The organism is Bacillus sp. CGMCC 1.16541 (assembly GCF_003184905.1).
In the GTDB taxonomy this organism is placed as follows: Bacteria; Bacillota; Bacilli; order Bacillales; family Bacillaceae_H; genus Priestia.
In genome coordinates this window covers 1-20,726 of the sequence record NZ_QFRU01000026.1, presented here as the reverse complement: position 1 = coordinate 20,726, position 20,726 = coordinate 1, and the positions used below count along the sequence as shown (strand labels likewise).

At 34.7% G+C, this 20,726-nt stretch carries 22 protein-coding genes; 19 read left to right on the top strand and 3 right to left on the bottom strand.

The genetic code is table 11. From position 1 onward, the window contains the following. The first annotated feature begins 12 nt into the window (after nucleotides 1-12). From DIS06_RS17265 to DIS06_RS17245, 5 genes are all read left to right on the top strand, one after another. Nucleotides 13-522: a helix-turn-helix domain-containing protein gene (locus DIS06_RS17265; protein ID WP_110114484.1), complete on the top strand. Its 510-nt coding sequence runs from the start codon at nucleotides 13-15 to the stop codon at nucleotides 520-522. Between the two features lie 340 nt (nucleotides 523-862). After that, entirely contained in the window at nucleotides 863-1,870 is a 1,008-nt protein-coding gene (locus DIS06_RS17260) for a hypothetical protein (RefSeq protein WP_110114483.1), read from the top strand. Between the two features lie 138 nt (nucleotides 1,871-2,008). After that, nucleotides 2,009-4,018 carry a type I restriction-modification system subunit M gene (locus DIS06_RS17255; protein WP_110114482.1) on the top strand — a complete coding sequence of 670 codons (2,010 nt, stop codon included), beginning with the start codon at nucleotides 2,009-2,011 and terminating at the stop codon, nucleotides 4,016-4,018. Next, complete coding sequence (locus tag DIS06_RS17250; protein ID WP_110114481.1) at nucleotides 4,015-5,331, top strand: restriction endonuclease subunit S; 1,317 nt, start codon at nucleotides 4,015-4,017, stop codon at nucleotides 5,329-5,331. The genes DIS06_RS17255 and DIS06_RS17250 overlap by 4 nt, the downstream gene beginning before the upstream one ends. A 13-nt stretch (nucleotides 5,332-5,344) precedes the next feature. Next, nucleotides 5,345-8,329: a type I restriction endonuclease subunit R gene (locus tag DIS06_RS17245; protein ID WP_110114480.1), complete on the top strand. Its 2,985-nt coding sequence runs from the start codon at nucleotides 5,345-5,347 to the stop codon at nucleotides 8,327-8,329. Nucleotides 8,330-8,354: 25 nt separating this feature from the next. Here the strand turns inward: DIS06_RS17245 and DIS06_RS17240 are convergent, their stop codons facing one another. After that, complete coding sequence (locus DIS06_RS17240; protein ID WP_110114479.1) at nucleotides 8,355-8,849, bottom strand: hypothetical protein; 495 nt, start codon at nucleotides 8,847-8,849, stop codon at nucleotides 8,355-8,357. Nucleotides 8,850-9,025: 176 nt separating this feature from the next. Between DIS06_RS17240 and DIS06_RS17235 the strand changes: the two genes are divergently transcribed. From DIS06_RS17235 to DIS06_RS17220, 4 genes are all read left to right on the top strand, one after another. Then, nucleotides 9,026-9,268 (top strand): helix-turn-helix domain-containing protein, encoded by a 243-nt coding sequence (locus tag DIS06_RS17235; RefSeq protein ID WP_162596010.1) that lies wholly within the window; start codon nucleotides 9,026-9,028, stop codon nucleotides 9,266-9,268. A 133-nt stretch (nucleotides 9,269-9,401) separates the two neighbouring features. Next, nucleotides 9,402-9,974: an RNase H family protein gene (locus DIS06_RS17230; protein WP_110114477.1), complete on the top strand. Its 573-nt coding sequence runs from the start codon at nucleotides 9,402-9,404 to the stop codon at nucleotides 9,972-9,974. Nucleotides 9,975-9,990: 16 nt separating this feature from the next. Continuing rightward, the gene (locus DIS06_RS17225) at nucleotides 9,991-10,212 is read left to right on the top strand and encodes a hypothetical protein (RefSeq protein WP_110114476.1); all 222 of its coding nucleotides are present in this window, start codon (nucleotides 9,991-9,993) and stop codon (nucleotides 10,210-10,212) included. Continuing rightward, entirely contained in the window at nucleotides 10,209-10,400 is a 192-nt protein-coding gene (locus DIS06_RS17220; protein WP_110114475.1) for a hypothetical protein, read from the top strand. The genes DIS06_RS17225 and DIS06_RS17220 overlap by 4 nt, the downstream gene beginning before the upstream one ends. A gap of 263 nt (nucleotides 10,401-10,663) precedes the next feature. On the opposite strand, the gene DIS06_RS17215 is transcribed toward DIS06_RS17220, so the two are convergent. Both DIS06_RS17215 and DIS06_RS17210 read right to left on the bottom strand, forming a co-directional pair. Then, the gene (locus DIS06_RS17215) at nucleotides 10,664-11,395 is read right to left on the bottom strand and encodes a hypothetical protein (RefSeq protein ID WP_110114474.1); all 732 of its coding nucleotides are present in this window, start codon (nucleotides 11,393-11,395) and stop codon (nucleotides 10,664-10,666) included. A 20-nt stretch (nucleotides 11,396-11,415) separates the two neighbouring features. After that, on the bottom strand, nucleotides 11,416-11,700 hold the full coding sequence (locus tag DIS06_RS17210; protein ID WP_110114473.1) for a hypothetical protein: 285 nt from the start codon (nucleotides 11,698-11,700) through the stop codon (nucleotides 11,416-11,418). 508 nt (nucleotides 11,701-12,208) lie between these two features. Between DIS06_RS17210 and DIS06_RS20995 the strand changes: the two genes are divergently transcribed. The 10 genes from DIS06_RS20995 to DIS06_RS17170 all read left to right on the top strand — a co-directional run bounded on the left by DIS06_RS20995 (nucleotide 12,209) and on the right by DIS06_RS17170 (nucleotide 20,563). After that, entirely contained in the window at nucleotides 12,209-12,526 is a 318-nt protein-coding gene (locus DIS06_RS20995; protein ID WP_481746882.1) for a transposase, read from the top strand. 188 nt (nucleotides 12,527-12,714) lie between these two features. Further along, nucleotides 12,715-12,918: a helix-turn-helix domain-containing protein gene (locus DIS06_RS20990; RefSeq protein WP_481746881.1), complete on the top strand. Its 204-nt coding sequence runs from the start codon at nucleotides 12,715-12,717 to the stop codon at nucleotides 12,916-12,918. Nucleotides 12,919-13,145: 227 nt separating this feature from the next. Then, nucleotides 13,146-13,439: an integrase core domain-containing protein gene (locus tag DIS06_RS20985; protein ID WP_481746883.1), complete on the top strand. Its 294-nt coding sequence runs from the start codon at nucleotides 13,146-13,148 to the stop codon at nucleotides 13,437-13,439. Nucleotides 13,440-14,285: 846 nt separating this feature from the next. Then, a complete protein-coding gene (locus tag DIS06_RS17200) occupies nucleotides 14,286-14,654 on the top strand; it encodes a hypothetical protein (RefSeq protein ID WP_110114472.1) in 369 nt (122 codons plus the stop codon). Between the two features lie 128 nt (nucleotides 14,655-14,782). After that, nucleotides 14,783-16,660 (top strand): hypothetical protein, encoded by a 1,878-nt coding sequence (locus DIS06_RS17195; RefSeq protein ID WP_110114471.1) that lies wholly within the window; start codon nucleotides 14,783-14,785, stop codon nucleotides 16,658-16,660. A gap of 8 nt (nucleotides 16,661-16,668) precedes the next feature. Further along, nucleotides 16,669-17,307 (top strand): ABC transporter ATP-binding protein, encoded by a 639-nt coding sequence (locus DIS06_RS17190; protein WP_481746880.1) that lies wholly within the window; start codon nucleotides 16,669-16,671, stop codon nucleotides 17,305-17,307. 476 nt (nucleotides 17,308-17,783) lie between these two features. Next, on the top strand, nucleotides 17,784-18,227 hold the full coding sequence (locus DIS06_RS20980) for an accessory gene regulator B family protein (protein WP_110114470.1): 444 nt from the start codon (nucleotides 17,784-17,786) through the stop codon (nucleotides 18,225-18,227). A 118-nt stretch (nucleotides 18,228-18,345) separates the two neighbouring features. After that, nucleotides 18,346-18,513, top strand: a complete 168-nt coding sequence (locus DIS06_RS17180; protein ID WP_110114469.1) for a hypothetical protein — start codon at nucleotides 18,346-18,348, stop codon at nucleotides 18,511-18,513. 18 nt (nucleotides 18,514-18,531) lie between these two features. Then, nucleotides 18,532-19,845, top strand: coding sequence for a sensor histidine kinase (locus DIS06_RS17175; RefSeq protein ID WP_110114468.1), 1,314 nt, complete (start codon nucleotides 18,532-18,534; stop codon nucleotides 19,843-19,845). After that, nucleotides 19,826-20,563, top strand: coding sequence for a LytR/AlgR family response regulator transcription factor (locus DIS06_RS17170; RefSeq protein ID WP_110114467.1), 738 nt, complete (start codon nucleotides 19,826-19,828; stop codon nucleotides 20,561-20,563). Before DIS06_RS17175 ends, DIS06_RS17170 begins: the two co-directional genes overlap by 20 nt. The last annotated feature ends 163 nt before the right edge of the window (nucleotides 20,564-20,726 follow it).

Sequence of the window (20,726 nt, the reverse complement as noted above, 5' to 3'; positions counted from 1 at the left end):
GGATATGAGGATATGGAAAATGATTTTTTGTCTGAGATAAATGAATATATGTTACATGGCTTTGACTTGTTATGTATCAGTGAACTTTATGGAATTAGTGAGAGCACAATCTTTCATCATGCTTTATCAATCCACGAATTGGAAAAATTGGTTAGTCTTGTAGAAAGAAATAAACGTCCTACTAAAACATTAGGACAATTCATTAATGAAGCTCTCTTCAAGCTTGAGATGACGCAACAAGATCTTGCAAATAAATCTGGTTTCTCAAAAGGGTATATCAGTCATGTGATAAATGGGCGAACGAATCCGTCAAAGTATAAGTTATTAAGAATGGCATTTGCTATGACTCTAACAGTAGAAGAAACAAAAGAATTGTTGCTCACCAGGGGGTATACGTTTAGCAATTCGATCAAAGATAGAATAATAGTTTCTTGTTTAGAAATCGGCATTTACGACCTCCTCAAAGTGGAAGAAGCCTTAAACAAAATAGCAAATGCAGGAGAAACGTTATATGAGGAATAGAAGGTGATGATAGTTGATTCAGTTTTCCGCAGCGGCCGAAAACTGTTTTTTTTATTTAGCAAGAAGCGTAGCTTCCATTACTCGAACTATATAGAACCGTTTTCCCCTTCATTATCCATTGACAAGTGTATAAAATGTCTTTTAAAAGCACTCCATTTTTTGTCACTTCGTATTATTTCCCCACATTCTATCAATCAAATAACAAAGAAACACATTGTTCTTTCAATGTGTTGGAAGGTCTTTTAAATTGGTTGGGGGCGGGAAAAATTTCTTGTAGTTCAAACTAAGCAGGAAGAAGACTGCATTGTTCCCGATTGTCTATGAAGGAGATGATAGAAAAATGATTCACACAATAGAGATGATTCTTTCAATTGACTATGAAACTATTAAACGACTATTAAAGAAACATAATGTTCAATCAGATGCTTATCATCATTTTGGTGCTGTAGTAAAGAAACTAAACGAAAACCTCAAACAGTCACACTCTGAATTTGTCTTCACTTGGCTTTGTTCCCAAGGAAAAGGAGTTTGGGATGCTCATCTCAAAGTGGACTTGGTGAAATTGTTGGGCAAAGGGAAAATCGTGGAAGCAGATTATCTAACGGTAGAATCTTCAATCAAGAAGTTTTTGTATTCTCAGTTTGGTAGCACAGAATATTTCAACAATCACAGACTAACAAGAATAGATTATAAGCTTGACGTTGTCATACCAAACAAAGATCATCGAAAGTTACTCTTTCATTTATACGAGAAATACACTCGCATTTACTTTTACAAAAAGAAAATCAAGTGGGGCAAAGACGAGGAAGGAAATCCAATGAAGTATGAAACATCCCAATATCACAAATGTCAGAGCACAGAGTTTGTCATTTATTCAAAAGAGGATGAAAGAATGGCGAAGAGAGAAATCGTTCAACCATATGAGAAAGATGTAATCCGATATGAACTGAGGCTAAAGAATGAACATTTAAATTCTATGAAAAGAAACGATAGCAAAGGAAAAGGAAGACCGAAAAAGTTAAAAGAGTATTTTAAGGAAAATCTGTATAAACATTATATGATCAATCAAATCACACCCATCATTCGAAAAGGAGACTACTACAAAATTCATCAAGCAGAAAAAATCATTGAGAATAGTCCTCTTTCAAGAAAGAGAAAAGAAAAACTTCGAGCGTTCCTCGTGGATATAAGCAATAACGGCATTGACGCCCCTAAAAAGTATCTCTCCAAGCCAACCTACCGTAATTACCTCAAGGAATTAGAACAACTAAACATTAATCCCATCCTCATCCCCAAAAACCGCAAAGATTTTCCAAGCCACATGAATAATCCTTTCATTATCCAATGAAAACAACCGATCCAATGGCATGTTCCAATTATTTGTAAACAACAGCGTCTATATTTGATAAAATAGTAGTAGCATTGTTTTTTTACCCATGCCCATTTGGTGTGGGATTACATAGAGTGAAAAAAGGAGTTTGTCTAAATGAATTTCCAAGAAAAAGTTAGTTTTATTTGGTCCATAGCAGAAATCTTAAGGGGACCATACAAGCCAGACGATTACGGAAAAGTCGTTCTTCCTATGGCGGTTTTACGCAGATTTGATTGTGTATTGTCAGAAACAAAAGAAGATGTTTTGCAAAAATATGAACAGTTCAAAAGTTTGCCTGAAGATTCAAGAGATGAAATTTTAAATCGTGAAGCAAAACAAAAGTTCAGTAACATCAGTAAATATGACTTCTCAAAGCTACTAAGCGATGCAGACAATATTGCTGATAACTTAAGAGACTACATTAACGGTTTTTCAAAAACAGCAAGAGACATTATCGAGTATTTTGATTTTGACAAGCAAATTGAAAAGATGGAACGGAACGACTTGCTCTATCTTGTAGTTAAACGTTTCAGTGAAATTGACTTGCATCCAGAGGTCGTATCGAATGTCGAGATGGGCTATATCTTTGAGGAGCTTATTCGTAGATTTTCAGAGCATGCGGAAGCTGGGGACCATTACACACCAAGAGAAGTTGTACGTTTGATGGTCAGCCTATTATTCCTTGAGGATGAAGACATTTTGACGAAACCTGGCATTACGCAGACACTCTACGATTCATGTGCGGGTACAGGAGGGATGGGTTCAGTAGCTCAAGAGTATTTAAAGGAGCTTAATCCTACGGCTGAATTAGAGTTCTTTGCCCAAGAAATCAACGAAGAGTCGTATGCCATTTGTAAGGCTGACATCCTCATCAAAGGGGAAGAAGCAAAAAACATTCGGTTTGGGAATACGTTATCGAACGATGCGTTTTCTGACAAGAAATTTGACTACCTCATCACAAATCCGCCATATGGGGTGGAATGGAAGCCAGCAGAAAAGGCTGTGAAAGCAGAATATGAAAACTTAGGGTTTAACGGTAGATTTGGAGCGGGACTTCCAAGAATATCAGATGGACAACTACTCTTCTTGCAACACCTGGTGTCCAAAATGAAGCCAGTCACTGAGGATAATCCGAAAGGTTCTCGACTTGCGATCATTATGAACGGTTCCCCTCTCTTCACAGGAGATGCAGGAAGCGGAGAAAGTGAAATCCGCAGATATATGATTGAAAATGACTTAGTAGAAGGTATTGTGGCGATGCCAAACGACCTTTTTTACAACACAGGTATTGCAACGTACATTTGGATTTTAACTAACCATAAAAGTCCTTTACGAAAAGGGAAAATTCAACTTGTCAATGCTATACATCTGTATCAAAAAATGAAGAAAAGCATGGGAAGTAAGCGGAATGAGCTTTCTGAACAGCATATCCATGAGATTGTGAGAATGTATGGAGATCTAAAAGCGGGAGAGCACGTTAAGATCTTTGATAATCAAGATTTCGGCTATCACAAAATCACAGTGGAAAGACCATTACGCCTGAACTTCAAAATAGATGAAGAAAGAGTAAACAAGCTCTACGAACAAACTGCGTTTGTCAATTTGGCAAAGTCCAAGAAAAAAGGTGAAGCAGGGCTAAAAGAGATAGAGTTAGGAACCAAACAACAAACAAACATTGTGGATGCTCTATTGTCCATTCAATCTGACGAGCTATACAAGAATCGAGAAGAGTTTACAAAGAAAGTAAAGAAGCTGTTCAAAGAAAAGGATATTACCGTTGGTGCTCCACTGTTGAAAGCCATCTTGAATGCTTTATCGGAAAAAGATGAAACAGCCGAGATTTGCAAGGATAGCAAAGGAAATCCAGAACCTGATACAGACTTACGAGATACAGAAAACGTTCCATTAAAAGAGGACATTTATGAATATTTCGAGCGTGAAGTGAAACCCCATGTCCCAGATGCGTGGATTGACGAAAGCAAAACAAAGGTTGGCTATGAAATTCCATTTACTCGCCATTTCTACCAATACACAGCACTCAGAAGCTCCGAGGTTATCAAGGAAGAAATCAAGGCGTTGGAAGAGAGCATCTTGGAGAAGTTGAAGAAGGTGATGGGTAGATGAGGAGGATTCAGAATTATTCCAAGTATAAGGAAAGTGGTTTAGATTGGATTAAGCAAGTCCCTTATGATTGGAAAATATCACGATTAAAATATGTTTCTGATATTGTAATGGGACAATCTCCATCTTCTGATGAAGTAAGTGATATTGAAGTTGGTGCTCCATTTTTACAGGGGAATGCAGAGTTTGGACAATATTATCCTTTACCAAAGCTGTACTGTAAATCAACTAATAAGGTTTCAGAAGTTGATGATATTCTTTTTTCTGTAAGAGCACCTGTTGGAGCAATGAATATATCTAATCAAGTTTATGCAATTGGAAGAGGGTTATGTGCAATAAGACCAAAAGAGAAAAATAGATATTTATGGTATTTGATTCAGTATGCTAAGGTTGAAATGAATTCTAAACTTAAAGGTAGTACGTTTGAATCGGTTACTACAGAGGATGTAAAGAATTTAGTAACTTTAGTGCCCTCGGAAGCAGAACAAAAAAATATTGCAAACTTTTTAAATGAAAAAACATCCGAAATCGACTCGCTCATTGCCGACAAGGAAAAGCTAATTGAATTGCTCGAAGAAAAACGTCAAGCGATCATCACCGAAGCTGTCACAAAAGGATTAAACCCAAACGTGAAAATGAAAGATTCAGGTGTGGAATGGATTGGGGAGATTCCAGAGCATTGGAAGATTAAGAAAATAAAACATCTATCTACCTACGTTGGTAGTGGCAAAACTCCAAAAGGTGGCGGGGAAATATATACTAATGAAGGTGTCATGTTCTTGAGAAGTATGAATGTACACTTTGAAGGTTTAAGATTAAACGATATAGTTTATATAAATCCTGAAATAGACGATGATATGAAGTCTACAAGGGTTAAATCTCAAGACATTTTGTTAAATATTACAGGAGCATCTATTGGTAGAACGTGTATAGTTCCTGCTAACTTTCCACCTGCTAATGTAAACCAACATGTTTGTATAATAAGACCAGGTAAAAGTAAGATAGTCCCTGCACTACTATCAAAAATAATGGGTTCACAAATTGTACAAGAACAAATTATCATGGCACAGAATGGAAGTTCAAGAGAAGGACTAAATTTTCCGCAAGTAAGGAATTTATTACTTCCGTTATCTGACAGTATTGAAGAGCAACGATATATTTCAAAATATATTGAGAAACAAACAAAAGAATTATATTCCTCAATTATGGATATTAAAGAACAAATTGGAAAACTCAAAGAATACCGCCAATCTCTCATCTATGAAGCAGTCACAGGGAAAATAGATGTGCGGGAGTATAAAAAAGTGTTGTCATAAGGAGGGGAGAGCAGTGGCAATAGATACAACGGAAAAAGGATTTGAAGCAAATATTGAAAGTCATTTAATCCAATCTGGCTATGTCAAACGTCAACTGACAGGACAGTCAGCGGAAGTCTTCAAGAAGTACGCAATTGACACTGACGTGCTGTTTCAATTTTTGGAAGCAACGCAACCTAAGTCGCTTGAACGTCTGCACAAGGCATACAAAGATCAATACAAGTCCAAAATCATTGACCGATTGCAAAAAGAGTTGGACAAGCGAGGCATGATTGACTGTCTACGACATGGTATTAAAGATTATGGGGTGACACTTAAATTAGCCTACAATAAGCCTGTCAGCACGATGAATCGTACGTTAGTGGAGCAGTATGAGCAAAATATTTTCACAGTTAGTCGTCAAGTGTATTACAGCAGTCAGAACACAAACAGTATTGATATGCTCATCTCCCTCAATGGCTTGCCTATTGCAGTCATGGAGCTGAAAAACCAACTAACAAATCAAACGGTTGAACATTCAAAAAAACAATTTATGAATGATCGAGATCCGAGAGAGTTGCTGTTCCAGTTTAAAAAGCGTGCCATTGTCTTCTTTGCTGTTGATACGGATGAAGTTTACATGACAACACAATTAAATCGGGAAAAGACGTTCTTCCTACCGTTTAATCGAGGAAACAATGGAGGGAAAGGGAATCCTATTGTCTACAATGACTATCGAACATCGTACTTATGGACGGACATATTACAGAAAGACAGTCTCTTAGACATTCTCTTCCGCTTTGTTTTTGTAAAGCAAGAGGATATCAAAGATAGCACAGGTGAGATCATTGATAAGAAAGAGACGGTCATTTTCCCTCGTTATCATCAATTGGATGTCGTTCGCAAGGTAGAAGTAGATGTGAAGAACAAAGGTGTTGGGGAGAACTATCTAATTCAACATAGTGCAGGAAGCGGGAAAACGAACAGTATTTCCTGGTTGGCACACCGTCTGGCAAAACTTCATGATGATGAAAACAACGCTGTTTTCAGTAGTGTGATAGTCATTACCGACCGTAGAGTGTTGGATAAACAGCTTCAAGATGCCGTCTACCAATTGGAACATAAAGCGGGAATGGTCGAAAAGATTGATAAAGATTCCACTCAATTAGCGAATGCGATTGCAAATGGTACGAGAATCATCATAACTACGTTGCAAAAGTTCCCATTCATCATGGAAAAAGTGGGCGATTTCCATAAAGGAAAATATGCCATCATTATTGATGAAGCACACTCAAGCCAAGGTGGGAAAGCTTCAACAGCTATGACGAACATCTTATCGGACAAGACGTTAGAGGAGGCTCTTGAAGCAGATCGACTGGCAGAAGAAAACATGGGTGATATGGAAGAGAAAATTGCTGAAACAATAGCCAAAAGTGGCAAACAGGATAACATATCGTTCTTCGCCTTTACTGCAACGCCTAAACCGAAGACAATTGAAAAGTTCGGCACATATGATGCTGAAGGAAAGCCGTATGCTTTTCATGTGTATACGATGAGACAAGCGATTGAAGAAGGCTTTATTTTAGATGTATTGAAGAACTACACAACGTATAAAACCTTCTACAAGGTTGCGAAGAGTATAGACGATGATCCAGAGGTGGCAAAAGGTAAAGCAACGAAACAAATTGCTAAGTATGTGTCGCTTCATCCCCATAACATTGCACAGAAGACCGAAATAATGATTGAACATTACCGACAAGTCACAAGGCACAAAATTGGTGGTCGGGCAAAGGCAATGGTTGTGACAGGAAGCCGTCTTCATGCTGTTAAATACAAGCAAGCATTTGATAAGTATATTCATGTAAAGGGATATGACGACCTCAAAGCAGTTGTTGCCTTTTCAGGGACCGTTCAAGATGGTGGAATGTCATACACTGAACCAGATATGAACGGTTTTGGAGAAAAAGAATTGCCTGAGAAGTTTCACCAAGATGAATATAAGGTATTACTTGTTGCGGAGAAGTATCAAACAGGTTTTGACGAGCCTTTGCTTCACACAATGTATGTCGATAAGCCTCTTGATGGGATTAAAGCCGTTCAGACTCTTTCCAGACTGAATCGAACATGCAAGGGGAAGAATGACACGTTCGTACTTGATTTTGTCAATGAAGCAGAAGACATTCAAAAAGCTTTCCAGCCTTATTATGAAGTGACAGGATTAGAAAGTACGACAGATCCCAATCTCTTATACGACTTGCAACAAGAGTTAGATGCTTGTCAGGTTTACACAGAAGAAGAAATCAATCAAGTATGTGAGTTAGAGTTCAGTGGCAAGAAAAAGACAACAAGAACTCAAGAAAAGCTCAATTCCATCCTTGATCATGCAGTAAACCGCTACAATAAGGATTTAACACCAGAGCAAAAAGACGACTTCAAAGGGGCTTCTACGAAGTTCATTCGAACCTACTCGTTCATTTTACAGATTGGGCCGTTTGCAGATATTGATTTACACAAGCTGTATGTGTACCTGAACTATCTGTTGAAAAAGTTGCCGAAAAACGTATCAGAAGGTGTCTATTTAGCTGATGATGTCGCTCTTGAATATTATCGAAACGAAAAAGTGTTTGAAGGCAGTATCTCCCTAACTGTCCAAGGAGAAGTAGAGCTTAGCCCGCAATCACATGGAAAAGGAAAAAAAGCAGAAGAAGAAAAAGAACGTTTATCCTCCATCATTGATCGACTGAATGAACGATTTGGAACAGAATTTACGGAAACGGACAAACTGTCAAGAGATCAAATTAAAGAAGACATGATAAAAGACGAGGAATTAGCTCAAAAAGCGAAGAACAACACAAAAGAAAACTTCAAGTTCAGCTATGAAAAGGCATTTATGGATTTTGTCATTTCACGCATGTCGCAAAATGAAGCGTTCTTCCTGAAGATGCTTGAAAACAACGATTTCAAAACGCTAATCATGGAAGATATGTTTGAGGAAGTATATGAAGGATTGAGAGCCTAAATGAAAAAAGTAGTGCATCGCAGCACTACTTTTTTTCATACCTGTCTATAAAATCAAGCAAACTCTGTGCCACCAAGTCTTGGATGGTTAAATAGGGATAATGCTTCTCGCAAAACTGCACAAATTGCTCGTAAACGTCATGATTCATTTTAATACTCTTATTCACAAACTTTTTGCTTTTATTATAGACTCGTTCATCTAACACCAGCATGTCTTGTTGTTTTTGGAAAACAGTGATAATGTCTCGTAATGTTTCAAGATTCTCCTCAACAAATTGTATCGTGTCGGCACTCGGAAGTGACTCTTTGGTGATAGAAGAGTTTGGGTCTCTCAAAAACTTGTAATATTGATTATCTCTCTTGATATAGACATAATCCCCGTTTGTCATCTCCTTACTGAAACTGCTTTCTGGGACACCAATATTAGTTGCCACTTCCTTTATACTGCTGTTTTTTAACATTTCATTGATGAGAATAACTCTTTTCTCAGGCACTGTGTTGTAAAATTGTTCTCTGTTCATGTCAATCTAACTCCTTTCTCATAATAAAGTTTTTTCATTATAGATTCCTGACCTTGAATTTATTCAAGCAAGAGAAAATAGTACAAAAGCGAAGTTATTGTCTGGTTTGCTCATGTTTAAGATATAGGGAAATCATGAAAAAGGTTTTTGAAAAAAAGATGGGAAGGGGAAGGGACATGTACAGTGAAGACGTGTTTGTGAAAGAGTTTGCAAGGAAATTACGCAGGAAAAGAGAAGAGCAATCACTAAGTTTGAATCGCTTGAGTGAAATATCATCGGTAAGTGCTTCTTTTATATTCAGAATTGAAAATGGAGAGAGAAATAATATAAGTATTGAGGTTTTATTTAACCTTTCTAATGCTTTAGATATTGACTTAGGAGAGATGTTGGAAAGGTGTCGTTCGAGCCAGGACAAGTAAAAAAGGATGCACCCATGCTGTATATAGGCAACATGGATTTTTTTATCGACTATAAATAATTTGAATATTTTGATAATTAACAAGTGATAGTTTATACTATATCTGAAATGATTAATAGATGGAGCATGTTTGAATGAAAGCAAAAGGGAATGTGAAAAGAGTAGGGAAAGTGAATTTTTGGAGAGGTAGGGAACATCGTATACCTGTTGAAATAAAGGAGGTCGTACTACAACAATATTATAGTATAGATGCTTTGTATGTGTATTGTGACAGCTCCTGTAGGACAGAAGGGAGCAAAGAGATGGCTGTTGCTTGTACATATGTAACAAATGGTTCAGTCATCGTAAAACAGTACTCGTTTTATCCGCCTTATGATTGTATTGGAAAAAATATATACGGGGAACTGAAAGCAATAATGTTTGGTATTAAACATTTTCAAAAGCATATGGGAAAGAACGTCAAGAACGTTGTTATTTACTCTGATGTCAACAACATTGAACAACTCATTTCAAAAGAAGTCATTTTTAGGAAAAACGAAACGCTATCTAAGTTGCAATCAGAGTTAATTTCCTTATATGAAGCAAAGAAAAAGGAATACTGCCAAATTACGATCTCTATACAATACTTGTCAACACATCAGAAGAAACATAACCCTTTTATGAAGGCATCTCATAATGCATGCTACACACTGTTAAAAAGGAAATAGTTATGGGAGGAAAACCATGAGTGACATCAATGTGGCAAGAGAACATTTGTGTGGAACAAAAGAAGTCGCTGATATTGAAATCGCAATAGAAACTATTATTGAAAAAGTCAATGCCATCAACCAACTTCTTGTCTTCGACAAAAGCTACGAATTAATATACTTTGAGGATGATGTGAAAGAGAAGATGAAAGGGCTGTCTATAAAAGAAAAGAACACGCTTATGAGGTGGGTTGGTTGACTAATAGGAAGAAAATGGATGACTTTTTTGAAGATGGAGTATTTGCTGTACCAAGGGATAAATACGAACCAAGAGTAAAGGTGCGAGCTCTATATGAGTATTGTCAGACCAACAATAAGACACTACAAGATTTATCGAAGCAGGAGTTAGGGGAGTTTTTAGATCGGAGTGATGCCCAATCTGAATAAATGAGTAAGCAGTCACCAAGTAAACTACTTGATGACTGCTTTTAATTGTCCATTACCTTTAAATTGATAGGGGGAACCGTATCACAAATAGTGGTAAAGCAGAGAGTTGAAGTTATTCTTGATAAAGAGTGGCTGAAAAGGTTGATGTAATAGTTATTTTTAGATTTAAACATTATTTAGTTGTTATCACAATTTAGCAGTAAAAAGAGAGAATAAATGAAAAAATCATTCTCTCTTTTCTGCAAATACATATATGTTCCAATTTATTCAATATGTTCGCATGACTCTAGTAGTGCTTTTCCGTAATTTACCCCAGCATTATATACTTGTTTGGAACTAACAAAGAATATCCAAAACGATAAAAATATCAGGGTAATAACTACTGAAATTACTTCTAAAATTGGAACTGCAGAAATATTCAGTCCCAACCCATAGTTTTTATAAATATGAAATGATTGAATTGCTAATACAATTAAACATAGTGTTAATCCTAAAGGTTTTAACCCAAGTAAATTTCTTGCCTGACCATAAGAAACGTTTTCATTAAAAATTAAAGAATATTTAACCTTATCTCTAGTTCTTTGCCTAAGATAATCAATACAGGAATCAAATTTTCTTGTTGCATCTAGTGGATCTTCTAATTCTTTTTCAGGTGTTGGAATATCCACGTTTGTTAATAACCTCAGTCGTTGATGATAACGGTTTTTCGTTTCTCTATTTATAGACGAATCATTACTTTTTAGGATTAAAGTAGCAGGAAGAGCACCCCATTTAACTAGTAATTTCTCTTGTTCTTTTTTACCTAAGGTTCTTGGGAGTATAGAAAGTGGAACTGAAATACCTAAACCAACAATTAAACTAATAAATGTCCCTTCTAATGAGCGTATATCAGGGAACCAAAGATATAACCAAATAATAACTGGTGAAACTGTCAAAACTGCTGGTAGGTATCTTGCTCTTCTTTCATATGTATTTAGTACAACATCTAGGTTCATTTGTATCTCCTCTATTATTGTTATTTTTCAACATTAGGATTGAATGAAAGAGGTGTTATGGCAGTCCAACCAGTTCTTTCTGGCATATTTTTGTGGTGTCTTATAGTTTGTCCTCTTGTTTCACACACTTTTGCTCCTCTTCTTATAAATGCATTTACTACAACCCTTTTTGGATGATCTTCAGTCTGCTTTGATATTGAAACAAATGTAGTAGTATTTGGTTGTGTACCTTCCGATATTTTTTCACCAATAATCCTATCAAGAACACTAGGTGAAACATTGCGTCTGCTACCATGATGAGGCATTTGTACAAATTTACATTCCCTTAAATCTATGCCTAAAGATTCAGCATAATCAGCACTATTATGAAGTGCTTGTTTCCCAGCATCGCCAGTAAGTAGAACTTGATAGTCATCAATATTAGCGTATAAGACAACACTACTTTCATTTCTTGCACCAGTAGAATCATAGTTCTCACTTAAAGTTTCTTTATCCCATGTTTCATCAATCCATTCTAAAAGTTTTGCATAAGCCTCTGAAATTGCTTTAGTAATAACATTTTGTTCCTTTCTATTTGGTAAATTTGGGAAATAGGGTAATAAGTAGTTAATATACCAGTCTTCGAAAGGGGAAAGTACTTTAAATTCTCCAATTAGGGCTCCCTCAAATGGCTCGTAGACAGGGATTTCCTTTTCACAAGCAACTTCATATAGTTGATGTGCTTTGTTAAGTGCTCTTTAGCCCCTTAATGAGTTTGGACACCTACTAAGAGTGGTTTTATACTTAAAGTAGCCAAATAAAGGGGCTTTTGTGATGCAAAGACGAAAACATTCTGCAGAATTTAAACAACAGGTGGTACAAGAAGCAATTGAAACCGACAATCGAGCTTTGGTGGCAAGGCGTCATGAACTTAGTCCAAATCTCGTAAGCAAATGGGTAAAAGCTTTTAAGGAAAAAGGAAATCTAGATGATTCCGGCATTCAGGAGATCGTTTCTCTCTCAGTGTTCAAACAGTTGGAGACGGAGAATGACCAGCTTAAAAAGCTGTTAGGCGAAAAAGATTTAGAAATTGCCATTCTCCGTGACGTACTAAAAAAGAAGAACCCTCACTTACTGAAACGCTTGAAGTAGCGAATGAGTGGATTGCGAAAGGTTATGCCGTCCGCAAAGTCCTGAAGATTTTAGAGATTTCTCCTTCTGCGTACTATTATCAATACAAGAAAGAAGAAAAATCAGTAAGTGAGGGCCGGCCCATTCCGGGCTATTCACTCACTAAGAACGGTAAGAAAATACCGGATGAACAAATACAGGAATGGCTGATGGAACTCATCTCAGGCGAATCTGGTGTCTATGGCTATCGAAAGTTGTGCCTCCGCCTTCGAAGCGAGTATGCGCTACAGATTAACAAAAAGAAAGTGTACCGGTTATGTAAGGAGCTCGATGTCCTACAGCCACAGCGAGAAGTGAAGTTCCACTATCCAAGAAAATTAGCAAGGAACCGGATCATCACTGAATCGAATTAGCTGTGGGAAGCAGATAGTAAATACGGCTACATCGAAGGCGAAGAGCGTTTCTTCTTTATTCTGTCACTCATTGATGTGTATGACCGTTCCATCATTGATTATCATATTGGTTTACATTGTACCAGATACGATGCTGGCCAACTTGTGCAGCGTGCCTTGTTTAAACGCCAGCAAAATTTGAAAGAGAAACAAAGCTAGTCATCCGAACGGATAATGGTCCATAATTTATTTCTCTGGCATTTCAGAAAGCATGTGAAACGTTCCACATCGAACATGAACGCATTCCGCCGAGAACACCGAATATGAATGCCCATATCGAGTCGTTTCACCGATTACTAGAGTATGAATGTTTGAGGCGGTTCGCTTTTCATTCCTACACAGATTCATATCATGAGGTGGCTGAATACATGGATTTCTACAATAATCGAAGAATCCATTCGAGCATTTTAGATTTAGCACCAAATGAATTTTATCAACGAAACCAAACAGCAGAGCTAACAATTAAAGAAGTGAGAGTATGAGGCAGGATGATTTTCTTGCCTCACCTAAAATAAAGAGCAATTCTATGAAATAATAAGCTAAGAGTAGTATGTGTCCAAAATTAGGGGGTTAACCCGGTTTCTCTTTGACGTCATGATGATCATGATACGAAAAGAAAGTAGTTTTACGATACGATATCCATAGCTGCTTTCTTCATGCTGTGATATGACTACCACAGCAACCCCCCTATATTGATGAATAAAACCATTAAAAATTTTAAACATATCGTCAGAATGAGACGATTAGCGATTATGATAGAAATATTGCATTTTATGAAAAAAATAGTCTTTAAGAAAATTGACTTGCTATAATTTGGTTACCGACGTCGGAAGTAGCTATTATGTAAGGATTTTCATTAAGGAGTATTTGTGTGAGAGGGATTGTGAAAGTATTGGAATGAAAAAGCCCTCTAGTATGATGTATGAGTGTCGACAGCCATTGACCAATCATCACACGGAAGGACTCTATTTATGAATTCTAATATGAATGAAGTCATTAATCAAGTAACTCAAAACCCAATCGTGTAGATATTACATTTAAGCGTAAGCCTTGTATATCTTCTCGAGTTGAGAGCTTTAAAAATGAGTAGTGGTGCGTTTATATGCGCCAGTATGTATGTTAGAGAATGTGAAAACTTAATTATGAGCGTTTAAATATACATAAAGATTCCAATGCATGACAAGGTTATATCACTGAGTGTTTGGATTACTTATTTGTTAAAAGACTCTAGCGAAGTATTCCTTAAATTGTTAATCTATTCAAGTTTTCAAGCTTTTTAAAAATTTAAATCGTTGATTAATTACTGTTAATAGAGGGAGATGGATACAATGGAATTCAAAAAAATCAAAAAAGGTGCTACAGGTTTACTTGCAGCATGTGTAATGACTTTAGGGTTTTCAACAGTTGCTATGGCAGCTTCTGAATCTTTAAATGGTGGCGGTGCGACATGGTATGGTGGAGAAAATGCTGATGGTATCCTTTACTCTAAGCTTTGGGATCGAAAAAGTGATGGCATAGTATATTCTGTAACTGTTTGGGTTACCGATGATAAAGGAACTACAAGTCAAAAATCAGGTACAACTAGCGGAGTAGATGCAGCAGGAGAAGTAAAAGTAACGAGAGCGTCTACTCATTCAAATCCATTTGTACCAGAAAGAACTGGTTATAAAGATTTTGTAGCAAAATCTGCTAATTAATATATCCTCAACATCTACACTGTAAAGCTCTCAAAAGCTTTACAGTGTACACTTTTTTCATCTGAAATACTGTATTTGTACAATTAACGTAACATAAACCATTTTAAAATGAGAACAGAGGAAGAAATATGAAAAAAATCTTTTATGGGATAGGTATATTAGTAGCAGCTTTCTCTTTTTTCTTTTTTCTACTAGTTGCAGATAAGATGGTCTATCATAACGACGAGACCATTTATGATTTTGAGTTGTCTCAAAGTATATCAGGTAAAGAATTAAAAGAGATAGTTGAAGATACGAATTTGATGATTAGATTGGTGAATTTTAAAAATATTAGCTTTGGAAGAAACGAATTAGAGGTTACCTTTATTAATCCGGCTGCAACCATTAAATTAGGAAAGCAGCCTAGTGTATTTCCTAGAAATAAGATTATTTACTATGCTTTTGATGAGAAAATTGACAAACAAATTAAACTTTTTACGATTCAAAGCGATGAATATGAAAAAATAGAACAGATGAAAACTTCGCTCGAAAAAGAAGGATATGGTGTAAGTTTACGCAAAAGCGAGCCAATAAACTTTAATTTAGGAATTCTTTTTTCTGCGTTAAATTTAAAGTTCTTTGCATTGCTTACTCTGTTGATCATATTAAGTATAGCAACTTATTATGTGTATCGATTAAAAGAAATAGGGATCTTAAAGTTACATGGATGGAATCATAGGAAAATTTCGTTTAGATTACTGTTTAAGCTATTAATTCATTCTTATTTAGCTAGTTTATTTTTAATGATACCTTTTAGTATATATATTGCTATAAGTGATTTTAGCAAAGTTATTCTATATGCTCGAATATATATTTTGTTATGTTTCTTTTTAGCAATAGTCTTTTTATTATGTGCCTTGATAGGGACTCTTTATATATATAAGGTAAATCAAGTAGGAGCTATAAAAAACAAGCGAAATAATAAATTACTATTCTATACATTGATTATATTTAAGTTTGTTATCGTAACCTTATTATTACTGTCGTTAAATACTTCAATTACGAATATTTACAAAGTTAATGCAAACATTCAATCCATAAGCAAGCTGCAAAATTATGACTTCTATAAAATACAAACCTCTGTTATACCAGATGAAGAAATACATAAAAAATTAGATCAACTAATGGCTTCTTTAGATGATGAACATGTATATAATTACTCACCGACAGACCATTTACTTGATATAACCAAACTCAAACTTTATCAATCTAGCGGTAAATTAAGAGGTCCCGATGAGTTTGCTTATACTTCTACTTCTCCTAACGTATTAACATTGCTAAATATTGTGGATGAAAAAGGCAATAAGATTAATGCTTCCCAAGTAAAGGAAAACACGTTATTAATTCCAGTTCATATTAAAAATGATGTAAAAATGGTTCTTAATCATTTTCAGCTAGACGAAAATACTAAAATAATCTATATCAAAAATGGACAAATTCAAGATAATATTTTGTGGCCAGGATATTATATATACGACTCTATTTACTATATACACGAATTTAAAAAAACATTGTATTTGAATTCAGGAGAGAACTTACTAGATAAAAAGGGTGCAGAAATAATTGAAGGAGAATTAGTTCGTTTAGGATTAGACACAAATAGTATAAGAATTGATTCCTTAAATAGTGATTATCATGTTCTAAAAGGAAATTTAGAATTGAATCTTTTTGAATCTCTCTTTCACGTCATAATTAGCCTACTATCTTTTTTACTTTGTGTTTTATCAATCATAACTATCTTTTTAGAGCTACGAAAAAAGGAACTTGCAGTATATCAATTAAATGGTCTTTACCCAATTAAATCAATCGGTAAATTTGCCATATTAAACGGAATTATTACTGTGGGAATCACACTAATTATAAATCCAATTTTCTTTTTTTTATTCTTCATCGAAGGAATGATTTATGTAGTTTTATTACATCGATATATGAGAAGTAAGGCAGTGCTCGTCTTAAAAGGTGAATAAATATAGAAGTGGAGAAGAAAATGACCATCATAAAACTAGAGAATATTACAAAATCATATAATGGAAATCAGATATTCAGCAATTTCAATTTAGAAATAGAAAAAGGTGAATTTCTAGGAATAACAGGGAAGAGTGGAGCGGGAAAATCTACACTATTGAATATAATAGGATTATTAGAAGAATGCGATGGAAATGTAATGATTAAAGGGAAAAAAATAAGTTATAGAAATACAAAAGAAGTACGTAACCTACTTAAAAATGAGATTGGTTATTTGTTTCAAAACTATGCATTAATTGATGATTTAACGGTGTATGAAAATTTACAAATTGTTTTAGATAAGATCCCTAAAAAAGAAGGTAGAAAGCTGGTTTTACAGGAGTTGAATAAAGTAGGATTGGGTGATATTTTAGATAAAAAAGTTTTTCAGTTATCTGGTGGTGAACAACAAAGAGTAGCAATTACAAGGTTAATATTACGCAAAAATGAAATTATATTAGCAGATGAACCTACAGGAAGTTTGGATAAGAAGAATGGAGAAATTATCATGGGTTTGCTTAAAGAATTTCACAATCAAGGAAAGACGGTTATCATGGTGAGTCACGATGAAGATGCAATCTCAAATTGTTCTAAGGTCATCAACTTATAATTTATGTAATGAGCTATAACTACTTTTCTTTTCATAGTAAGATAAGGTATGAAAAGAGGTAAAGCATAACCATATTTATCTCATCCTAAAACAGACCCTTGCCTGAAAAGTCCAATTGATAACGGATAAAGAGGCAAGGGTTTTCGTATGAATACCTTTCTTCCTTTTGCTCATGTCTCAGCCACAGTATGGCGCACTTTTTTTTGCAAGGATCTACTGTGGTAAGTGTAAATGATGAGGAGGTATATCCAGAATCCTTAACAACACTTCGGGTTTATATGTCAAAGTTAGGGTGTTTTATTCGTATGATAAAAAACGAAATGAAACTAATACACAAAGATAGGTACGATTATGACAAGAATATGAACAATTATGAGGAAAAAATGAATAAATAGGAAATAATGGTATACTATGTACTGTGAAAGAGAAGGATTACTGCGGTATAATGAGGCTTTTAATAAGTGGGGTGATACAAAATATATAGGTTAGAAAATACTCTATTTAATTTATTAAATCAGGAGCATTATTCGTTTCTTGAAAGAGAAAAGCTGAAATTCGGTATAAAAATCATTTTATCGGAATTTGCCAAATTACTATTAATCTATTTGGTGGCAGTTTTATTAGATTGTGTGCTTCCAACTTTAATTACGCATCTGTCCTTCTTTCTTTTAAGACAAGTATGTTTTGGTTATCACTTTAAAAGCTTGTCTACTTGTATTGCATGGAGTATGGTTGCATTCCCTGGAGTCATTTATTACTTATCCAGTTCTTATACAAATTTCTCAGCTATTTCATTGAATATTGCGTTTTGTCTAGTTTTACTGTTCATTTATATACTTGCACCAAAAGGGACTCATAATCAACCAGTCATTAGTAAAACACATAAAGATTATTTAAGAAGAAAAATGAGCATCCGATGATTACTCTTGATAGGTGTATACCTTTTTAGTCCAATAGTAGTAAAGTTTTTTATTTTTTATGGAATATTTTTAGAAACAATTATGCTAGTTTTGCAAACAATCATAGGAGGAATTAAAAATGAATAAAAAACAACTTAATTTAAAATTTTTCGTATCAAAGGTAGCTCAAATTGTAGTTTCAGTAGGAGGAATGGCAACTATTACAGGTTGTACTACGTTATTTCATGAGAACAAGGTTCCTAGTGAACTGATTGACAGTCATCCGTTTGCAGCTAACAAAGAATAAATTGATTCGGAGAAGAAAATGGATTTGTTCACCTTAATGATTGAGTTGGCTTTAATCTTTTGGGCTGTTATCTATACAACACAAATTAAGATTAGTATAAAGTCTACAATCATCTATACTGTATTCATTGTTATTCCCACCACACTTATTTATGAGCTTGGTGGGAATTGGCAAGGAATTATTTACTTAATTATTAGCTCTTTTATCTACTTTTTTTGGTTATCAAAAGATCTTCTTATTTTCATACATATTTGCTTTGTATTAATTATTGGTATTTTAACGGACAATTTTACTCAATACATAGCGGTAGCTACTCATATTGCATTTCTTCCCCATGTATTCATCCATTATTGTATTTTTTTCGTGTTATTTATAGCTAGTATTCTCATTTATCGTATTCTGACACGAAACATCTATACATTAATTGGCGAATTGAAGACGGCTTATATGCTTATTTTGTCTGTTGCACTCGTCACGATGAGTACGTTCTATATTAATATCTATTTAACGAATTATTTATCAAGAAATAGCATTTTAACATTTAATATCATCACACAAATTATCTATTTTACAATGATGATTGCCGTTCTTTATATTACCATTATTAATATTAGGAAAGAAGCTCACTTTCGAAAAATTGAGATCGAAACGAAGCAATTTACTAGCTATATGCATTCGTTAGAACTGATTAATAATGATATGCAGAAGTTTCAACACGATTACACAAATATCTTAGTTACAATGCAAGGTTATATAGAAGCAGATGAATTTGAAGAGTTAAAGAGGTACTTTAAAAAGTATATCTTGACTGCTGGAGAAGAAACATTAAAAAGAAATAAACGCTTTGTCAATTTATCCAAGTTACAAATTACAGGCCTTAAAGGACTAATCATAACAAAATCTTTACAAGCTGAAAAAGAGGGAATATCATTCAACGTTGAAATTTCCGATGAAATTAATGAAATCAGTATAAATATAATCGATTTAGCAAGAATAGTAGGAATCTTTTTAGATAATGCAATTGAAGCAAATAAGCAAAATGATATGCAGGAAGAAAAAGAGGTTAACATTGCATTTTTTAATAGCATGTCTGGTTCCACCATTATTATTATTGAAAACACCTTCGATAACAGTTCCATAACAATTAATCAAATTTTCACAGATGGCTTTTCTACGAAAGGAAAAAAACGAGGAAAAGGTTTAAATATTGTTAAAAACATTATTGATAATTATCCCAATTTAACCTTGAATACAAGCATAGAGAAGCACTTATTTACCCAAATTATCGAAATTAAAAAAAACGAGGGATTTCATGAGGGTCGTAATATGTGAGGATAATCCACAACAACAAAAAGTGCTTTATACCAGGTTGAAAAACTATGCCATGATTTATCATTCAGGTGTTGAAATTGTCTTGGTAGCATCTAATGCAGAGCAAGTTTTATCATTTATGGAAACAAACCAAGCTGATTGTTACTTTTTAGATATCGAGCTTGGACAGGGCCAGAATGGACTTGAGCTAGCTGCTGAAATTAGAAAGAAAGATATTTTAGCGAGTATCATATTTATAACAGACTATTCAGAAGCACAAAAATTAACATTTAAATACAAGGTAGCTGCATTAGATTTTATTATAAAAAGAACGGATGCAAGTTTCACCGATCAGCTAATTGATTCTTTTGAAAGCTCGATTCAACGTTATGAAAAATTAGGAAAGATTAACTCGGTTGGCTTCTATCAAGTAAAAATAGGGGAGTTCATAAAAAATATTCCCTATGAAAACATTTGGTATTTTGAAACATCTGAGAATGTCCATAAAGTTCGATTGTTTGAAAAGAGTGGAGTATACGAGTTTTACGGTAAACTTAAGAATATTGAACATATTCATCCAACGTTCTTTAGATGTCATAAAAGCTTCGTAGTGAATCTCCAGCATGTGATTCAAATTAATAAAAAGGAAAGGTATATTGAAATGTTAAATGGATATAAGTGTCCAGTTTCCACACGAGCATTACGAAATATCCAAATGAGACAGGTTGAAACGTTATAAAAGGTGAAAAAACAGGAATGAGCATTCGGTTATAGATTCCAATGCTTATTCTTTGTTTTTATATAATTAAACGAGTCATACCATAAATAGTGGCAAGGAGTATCTGTTGTCAACAACGATTCAAATTTCCCCAATTTCAACGAAATGAAATTCCCCATTATGA